Source organism: Variovorax sp. YR752 (assembly GCF_943372545.1).
Genome location: NZ_CALRZC010000313.1, coordinates 1 through 7,532 on the forward strand (window position 1 = coordinate 1; position 7,532 = coordinate 7,532).

A 7,532-nucleotide genomic window follows, 5' to 3' on the forward strand; every position below is an offset into this window, starting at 1 on the left:
CGCACATAGGCGAGGAGCTCGCCGATCACCGTCTGCGCGGGCGACAGCGCGATGTCAATCTGCGTGCCCTGCACCAGGTCCGCATAGGCGCGCCGGTTGATCAGCGCCAGCACGCGCCGCGCGCCCATGCGCTTGGCCAGCAGGCAGGCCATGATGTTGTCTTCGTCGTCGCTGGTCAGCGCGAGAAAGAGGTCGGTGTCCTGCACGTTCTCGGTCTCGAGCAGGTCCTCGTCGGTGCTGTCGCCCTGCAGCACCAGCGCGTCGCTGCGCAGCTGGGTGGTCAGGTACTCGCAGCGCGCCTGGCTGGTCTCGATCACCTTGACGTGGCAGTCGTCCTGGATCTGCCGCGCCAGGCGCAGGCCGACACGGCCGCCGCCGGCGATCATCACGCGGCGCACCGGCTCGTCGCGGCGGCGCAGGGCGTCGAGAACGCGGCGGATGTCGCGCGTGGCGGCGAGCACGAAGACCTCGTCTCCCGGTTCGATGCGCGTGGTGCCGTCGCACACCACCTGGCGGTCGACCCCGAGCTCGTCGTTGCGGTAGATGGCCACGAAGCGCATCTCGACCTTGGGCACGAGCTGCGGCAGCTCGCTGATCACGTGCCGCACCATCGGCCCGCCGCTGACCGCCCGCACCGCGATCAGGCTGACCGCACCGCCGGCGAACTCCAGCACCTGCAGCGCCTCGGGATACTCGATCAGCTTGCGGATGTAGTTGGTGAGCGACGCCTCAGGGCAGATCACCTCGTCGACCGCGAAGCCTTCGTTGCCCATCAGCGGGCTGTCGTTGACGAACTCCGGCGAACGGATGCGCGCGATCGTGGTCGGGATGCTGAAGATGTCGTGCGCCACCTTGCAGCACACGAGGTTGGTCTCGTCCAGCGGCGCACAGGCGATCAGCATGTCGCAGTCCTTCGCGCCGGCGGCCTCCAGCACCGAGGGCTGGATGCCGTTGCCGGGCACGCCACGCAGGTCGAGCCGGTCTTCGAGTTCGCGCAGCCGCTGCGGGTTGGTGTCGATCACCGTGATGTCGTTCTTCTCCGACACCAGGCTCTCGGCCACGCTCTCGCCCACGCGGCCGGCACCGAGGATGATGATGTTCATGGGTTCGCGCCGTACTGCCGCTGCGAACTATGCCAGGGCTCTGCCGATAAGGATCTTCTGCACGTCGGACGTGCCCTCGTAGATCTGGCACACACGCACGTCGCGGTAGATGCGCTCGAGCGGGAAGTCGCTGACGTAGCCGTAGCCGCCCAGGGTCTGGATCGCCGCGCTGCACACACGTTCGGCCATCTCGCTGGCGAACAGCTTGGCCATCGCCGCCTCCTTGAGACAGGGCTTGCCGGCGTCCTTCAGGCTCGCGGCGTGGTGGATCAGCTGGCGCGCCGCTTCGATCTGCGTCGCCATGTCGGCCAGGCGGAACTGCACCGCCTGGTGCTCGAAGATCGGCTTCCCGAAGGCGATGCGCTCCTTCGAGTAGGCCAGCGCCACCTCGAAGGCTGCACGTGCCATGCCCAGGCTCTGCGAGGCGATGCCGATGCGCCCGCCCTCCAGGCCCGAGAGGGCAATCTTCAGGCCCTGCCCTTCCTCGCCGATCAGGTGGGCGGCCGGCACGCGGCAGTTCTCGAACAGGACCTGCGCGGTGTCGCTGCTGTGCTGGCCCATCTTGTCTTCGAGCCGCGCGACGGTGTAGCCGGGCGTGGCGGTCGGCACGAGGAAGGCGCTGATGCCCTTCTTGCCGGCGGCCTTGTCGGTGACGGCCATCACGATCGCCACGTCGCCGTGCTTGCCGCTGGTGATGAACTGCTTGACGCCATTGAGCACATAGTCGGCGCCGTCACGCACCGCGGTCGTCTTCAATCCATCCGCCTGCGAGCCGACATGCGGCTCGGTCAGGCAGAAGGCGCCGAGCATCTCGCCGCGCGCCAGCGGCTTCAGCCATTGTTCCTTCTGCACGTCGCTCGCCCAGGCCATCAGGATGGAGCAGACCGGGCAGTTGTTGACGCTGACCACCGTGGACGTGCCGCCGTCGCCGGCGGCGATCTCCTCGAGGATGACGGCCAGCGCCAGGTAGTCCAGACCCGCGCCGCCCCATTGTTCGGGCACCGCCACGCCGTAGCAGCCCAGCGCCGCCAGCCCCTGCAGCTCGATGGCGGGGAAGTGATGCTCCTTGTCCCAGCGTGCCGCATGCGGCGCGATCTGCTCCTGCACGAAGCTGCGCACGGCATCCTGCACCGCCAGATGGTCGTCACTCAACAGCATGGATTTCCTTCACCAGTCGATTGCGCTGCCGTCGTAGTTCAGGAAGCGGCCGTTGTCCTTCGGCGTCAGCGCAGCGATCACGCCGCGCATGCCGGTCACGCTCTGCTCGGCCGTGAGGTCGGCACCCTCGCCGCCCATGTCGGTGCGCACCCAGCCCGGGTGGAAGCTCACACAGGTGGCCTTGGCGGCCCACTCGAGCGAGATGTCCTTCAACACCGAGTTGGCCGCCGCCTTGGAGGCACGGTACAGCCAGCTGCTGGTGCTGGCGCGCGCGCCGATCGAACCCATCTTCGACGAGATCAGCGCCAGCTTCGCGCCCGGCGCAAGCATGTCGGCGAGTTGCGGCAGCACGCGCATCGGCGCCAGCACGTTGGCGTGCATGGTGTGGTCGAAGTCGGCGTCGGTGGGCGGCTCGAGGCCCGCCTGGCGCTTCAGCACACCGGCAACGTTGAGGATCACGTCGAAGGCGGCGCCGTCCAGCTGCCAGGCCAGGCGAGAGGTGCTCTCGGCGTTGGTGACGTCGAGTGCGAGCGCCGTCGCGCCCAACCCGCGCAGCGCGGCGAGTGCGTCATCGCTGCGCGCCGTGGCCGTCACCTGCCAGCCCTCGGCGCGGTACTGGCGCACGAACTCGGCGCCGATGCCGCGCGATGCGCCGATGATCAGGACGTGCGGCACGTCAGAACAGCTCGACGGCCAAGGCGGTCGCCTCGCCGCCACCGATGCACAGCGCCGCCACACCCTTCTTCCTGCCCTGCTTGCGCAAGGCGCCGAGCAGCGTCACCACGATGCGTGCGCCCGAGGCACCGATCGGGTGGCCCAGCGCGCAGGCGCCGCCGTGCACGTTGACGATCTCGTGCGGCAGCTTGAACTCGGCCATCGCCGCCATCGTCACCGCCGCGAAGGCCTCGTTGACTTCCCACAGGTCGACGTCCTTGACCGCCCAGCCGGTCTTCTTCAGCACCTTCTCGATCGCACCCACCGGCGCGGTGGTGAACCAGTCCGGCGCCTGCGCATGCACGCTGTGCGCGGCGATGCGAGCGATCGGCTTGACGCCCATGGCCTTGGCGGTCGACTCGCGCATCAGCACCAGCGCCGCCGCACCGTCGGAGATGCTCGACGAGGTGGCGGCGGTGATCGCACCGTCCTTCTTGAAGGCCGGCTTGAGGCCGGGGATCTTGTCGAGCTTGGCCTTGAAGGGCTGCTCGTCCCACTTGACCACCGTCTCACCCGCCTTGCCTTGCAGCGTCACCGGCGCCATCTCCCAGTCGAAGCTGCCGTCCTCGTTGGCCTTCTTGCTGCGCTGGGTGGAGGCGATCGCGAACTGGTCCATCGCCTCGCGGGTGAAGTTGTACTTGGTCACGCACTGCTCGGCGAACACGCCCATCGCCTTGCCGCGCTCGTAGGCGTCTTCCAGGCCGTCGAGCGCCATGTGGTCGTAGATGGCGGAAGCGCCGTACTTGATGCCCTTGCGCGCGAACATCAGGTGCGGCGCGTTGGTCATGCTCTCCATGCCGCCGGCGACCATCACCGTGGCGCTGCCGGCGGCGAGCATGTCGTGCGCGAACATCATCGCGCGCATGCCCGAGCCGCACATCTTGCTCATCGTCACGGCGCCGGCCGAATCGGGCAGGCCGGCCTTGCGCATCGCCTGGCGCGCCGGCGCCTGGCCTTGGCCCGCCATCAGGCAGTTGCCGAACAGCACCTCGTCGACGGCATCGCCGGGCACGCCGGCACGCTCGACGGCGGCCTTGATGGCCACCGCGCCCAGTTCCCAGGCGGCGAGGTTGGAGAAGTCGCCCAGCAGGCCTCCGATCGGCGTGCGGGCAGCGGAGACGATGACGATGGATTCGGACATGAGAGGCTCCTTCACGAGGTGATGAGAGAAGTGCCGCGCTCCTCCTGCGCGACACGCTTGATGTAGCTCTGGAACTGCGGATCCTCGCCGCGCAGCAGCAGCGGCAGGGCGTTGAAGAAGTCGTCGCGGCGGCACCACTCGCGCATGTAGTCGTCCCAGGAGTTCCAGCGCCGCTGCTCGGTGGGCGACATGGCTTCCTTGTAGGCGACCAGGTGGGCGCGCTCGAACAGCGATATCAGCATGTCGAAGATCACCAGCATGCGCTCGTTCTGCTCGGGCGTCGGGTTGGGCAATGCAGCGTTGGTGCGCAACTGCAGGTCGGCGTTGTCGAGCACGATGCGCAGGAAGTCGTTGTAGGCGTCGGAGAGGTGCTGGTAGGCCTCCTCCTCCTCGTTCTCGCGCTCCTTGCGCTGCTCGGCGAGGAACACCCACACCGCGAACGGCAGCGCCACCACGGTCACCACGTAGCTGGCGAGCTCGAAGGCGTCCTTCCAGTCCATCTCCGTGGTGCCCCTACATGCCGGCTTCGGCCGCCTCGGCGGCACTCTGCCGGTGGCGGCGGAAGCGCTTGTCCTGCTCGTAGGGAAACACGTCGTGCACATGGCCGGCCAGGATGCGGTCCTTGTGCCCCTGCCAGAAGGCCACGTCGAGCAGGTCGGCGTGGTGCTTCATGAAGACCTCCCGCACCGCGACGTTGCCGAGCAGGAAGGGGCCGAAGGTTTCCGGGAACACATCGCGCGGCCCGACGTGGTACCAGATCTCGCCGGACATCTCCTCCTCCTCGTTGCGCGGCTCGGGCACGCGGCGGAAGTTGCAGTCGGTCAGGTACTCGATCTCGTCGTAGTCGTAGAACACCACCTTGCCGTGGCGCGTCACGCCGAAGTTCTTCCACAGCATGTCGCCGGGAAAGATGTTGGCGCGCACCAGGTCCTTGATCGCGTTGCCGTACTCGATCACGGCATGCTCCATCTGCCGCGGGTTGGCTTCCTGCAGATAGATGTTCAGCGGGATCATGCGCCGCTCGATGTAGAGGTGGCGGATCACCAGCGTGTCGCCATCTTCCTCGATCAGGCTCGGGCAGTAGTGCTTCAGTTCCTCGATCAGTTCCGGCTCGAAGCGCGCGCGCGGGAAGGCGACGTTGCTGTACTCCAGCGTGTCGGCCATGCGGCCGACGCGGTCGTGCGTCTTCACCAGCAGGTACTTGCTCTGGATGAGCTCGCGCGAGGTCTCCTTCGGCGGCGGGTAGAAGTCCTTGATCACCTTGAAGACATAGGGGTAGCTCGGCAGGTCGAACACCAGCATCACCATGCCCTTGATGCCCGGCGCGATGCGGAAGCGGTCGCTGCTGTGCTTCAGGTGATAGAGGAAGTCGCGGTAGAAGATGTTCTTGCCCTGCTTCTGCAGGCCGATCGCGTTGTAGATCTCGCTCTTCGGCTTGCGCGGCATCATCGAGCGCAGGAACTGCACGCAGGCCGAGGGCACCTCCATGTCGACCATGAAGTAGGCCCGCGCGAAGCTGAACAGCATCAGCAAGTCGTCCTCGCCGAACAGCGCCGCGTCGATCGCCAGCTGGCCGCGCGGCGTGTGCAGGATGGGCAGCGCGAACGGCAGCTCGTTGAAGCCGTTGATGATCTTGCCGACCGCGTAGGCGCCCTTGTTGCGGTAGAAGAGGGACGAGAGCACCTGCAGCTGGAAGTTCGCACGCATGCGGAACTCGCCCAGCCGGGAGATCACCGCGGCGAGCACGTGGTCGACGTCGCGGCCGAGGTCCTCGAACTCGCGTTCGAGCTGGAAGTTGTCGATCACGCGCAGCAGCGTGTCGCGCAGCGTGGCCTTGGTCGGGTAGTAGGCGCGGTAGGTCGGCAGCGAGGCCGGTTCCTCGTTCTCGATGTACTCGGTGCTGACCGCCGGCCGCACGAAGATGAAGTCGTTGTTGAAGTAGCTGCGGTGCAGGATCTTCGTCGTCACCGAGTTGAAGAAGGTCTCGGCGAGTTCGGGCTGGTGGTGGTTGGTGAGCAGGCCGATGTAGTGCAGCTTGACCTGCTGCCACACGTCCATCGGCAGGCTGCCGGCCTGGAACTCGGTCTGCAGCCGCTCGGCGGCCTCTTCCACCCGCTTGTCGTAGAACTCGATGCGCTCGCGCTGGGCGCGCTGCTGGCCGTGCCAGTCGGCCTGCTCGAAGCGGCGCTTGGCCAGCGCGCTGGTCTCGCGGAAAAGGCGGTAGTGGCGGTTGAAACCTTCGAGCAGCGCCTGGGCGATGTCGAAGCCGCGCGAGTCGGTCAGGCGGGTGGGGAACATCGCACCGCCTCGTTCAGGGTTTGCCGTTCTTGCGGATCGCGTCGAAGCGGGTCTTCAGCGCGCCGAGCGCCAGGCCGTAGGCGGCGGCCACTTCGCCGGCGTTGGCGACCGTCATCTTCAGGTCCTCGATCAGGCCGTTGTGCAGGCCGTAGACCCAGCCGTGCACCACCACCGACTGGCCACGCTCCCAGGCGTCCTGCACCACGGTGGTCTCGCAGACGTTGAGCGACTGCTCGAGCACGTTCAACTCGCACAGCGCCTTCAGCTTGAGCGTGTCGTCGTCCATGCCGTCGAGCCAGGTGCGGTGCTTGTTGCGCACGTCTTGCACGTGGCGGATCCAGTTGTCGGCCAGTCCGACGCGGCGGTTGGTCAGCGCCGCCGTCACGCCGCCGCAGCCGTAGTGGCCGACGACCATGATGTGGCGCACCTGCAGCATGTCGATCGCGTACTGCATGACCGACAGCGCGTTGAGATCGGAGTGCACCACCACGTTGGCCACATTGCGGTGCACGAACACGTCGCCCGGCAGCAGGCCGAGGATCTCGTTGGCCGGAACGCGGCTGTCTGCGCAGCCGATCCACAGGTACTGCGGTGCCTGCTGGGCGAGCAGGCCGGTGAAGAAGCCCGGCGTCTTGCGCTCGGTCTCGGCCGCCCAGCGGCGGTTGCTCTCGAAGAGCTCGTCGAGGTGGGTGCTCATGCGGGCAGTTTACGCAGGCGGCAGGGTCACATCGTCTCGGCGAACAATTCCCGGCCGATCAGCATGCGGCGGATCTCCGAGGTGCCGGCGCCGATCTCGTACAGCTTGGCGTCTCGCCACAGGCGGCCGAGCGGGTATTCGTTGATGTAGCCGTTGCCGCCGAAGATCTGGATGCCCTCGCCGGCCATCCAGGTCGCCTTCTCGGCGCACCACAGGATCACGCTCGCGCAGTCCTTGCGCACCTGGCGCACGTGCTCGCTGCCGAGCATGTCGAGGTTCTTGCCGATCGTGTAGCAGAAGGCACGGCCGGCCTGCAGCACGGTGTACATGTCGGCCAGCTTGCCCTGCACGAGCTGGAACTCGCCGATGCTCTGGCCGAACTGCTTGCGGTCGTGCACGTAGGGCACGACGTTGTCCATCA

At 67.1% G+C, this 7,532-nt stretch carries 8 protein-coding genes; all 8 read right to left on the reverse strand.

The features are described 5' to 3' along the window. Positions 1 to 1,103, reverse strand: a 1,103-nt coding sequence (gene trkA / locus AAG801_RS38460) for a Trk system potassium transporter TrkA (RefSeq protein ID WP_341893154.1), incomplete at its 3' end; no start/stop codon positions are given. A 27-nt stretch (positions 1,104 to 1,130) separates the two neighbouring features. Continuing rightward, positions 1,131 to 2,261 (reverse strand): acyl-CoA dehydrogenase family protein, encoded by a 1,131-nt coding sequence (locus tag AAG801_RS38465; protein WP_341893155.1) that lies wholly within the window; start codon positions 2,259 to 2,261, stop codon positions 1,131 to 1,133. 9 nt (positions 2,262 to 2,270) lie between these two features. Beyond that, entirely contained in the window at positions 2,271 to 2,936 is a 666-nt protein-coding gene (locus tag AAG801_RS38470; protein WP_341893156.1) for an SDR family oxidoreductase, read from the reverse strand. A 1-nt stretch (position 2,937) separates the two neighbouring features. Beyond that, positions 2,938 to 4,116 carry an acetyl-CoA C-acyltransferase gene (locus AAG801_RS38475; RefSeq protein ID WP_341893157.1) on the reverse strand — a complete coding sequence of 393 codons (1,179 nt, stop codon included), beginning with the start codon at positions 4,114 to 4,116 and terminating at the stop codon, positions 2,938 to 2,940. An 11-nt stretch (positions 4,117 to 4,127) separates the two neighbouring features. After that, on the reverse strand, positions 4,128 to 4,616 hold the full coding sequence (locus AAG801_RS38480; protein ID WP_341893158.1) for a hypothetical protein: 489 nt from the start codon (positions 4,614 to 4,616) through the stop codon (positions 4,128 to 4,130). Between the two features lie 13 nt (positions 4,617 to 4,629). Next, a complete protein-coding gene (aceK, locus tag AAG801_RS38485; protein WP_341893159.1) occupies positions 4,630 to 6,414 on the reverse strand; it encodes a bifunctional isocitrate dehydrogenase kinase/phosphatase in 1,785 nt (594 codons plus the stop codon). Between the two features lie 13 nt (positions 6,415 to 6,427). Then, entirely contained in the window at positions 6,428 to 7,111 is a 684-nt protein-coding gene (gene can, locus AAG801_RS38490; RefSeq protein ID WP_341893160.1) for a carbonate dehydratase, read from the reverse strand. 26 nt (positions 7,112 to 7,137) lie between these two features. Continuing rightward, a partial coding sequence (locus AAG801_RS38495) for an acyl-CoA dehydrogenase family protein (RefSeq protein WP_341893161.1) occupies positions 7,138 to 7,532 on the reverse strand: 395 nt, incomplete at its 5' end.

Excerpts from the sequence above, each read along its gene's own strand:
- AAG801_RS38465 (WP_341893155.1), bottom strand. The coding sequence starts at position 2,261 with ATGCTGTTGAGTGACGACCATCTGGCGGTGCAGGATGCCGTGCGCAGC.
- AAG801_RS38475 (WP_341893157.1), bottom strand. The coding sequence starts at position 4,116 with ATGTCCGAATCCATCGTCATCGTCTCCGCTGCCCGCACGCCGATCGGA.
- AAG801_RS38480 (WP_341893158.1), bottom strand. The coding sequence starts at position 4,616 with ATGGACTGGAAGGACGCCTTCGAGCTCGCCAGCTACGTGGTGACCGTG.
- aceK (WP_341893159.1), bottom strand. The coding sequence starts at position 6,414 with ATGTTCCCCACCCGCCTGACCGACTCGCGCGGCTTCGACATCGCCCAG.
- can (WP_341893160.1), bottom strand. The coding sequence starts at position 7,111 with ATGAGCACCCACCTCGACGAGCTCTTCGAGAGCAACCGCCGCTGGGCG.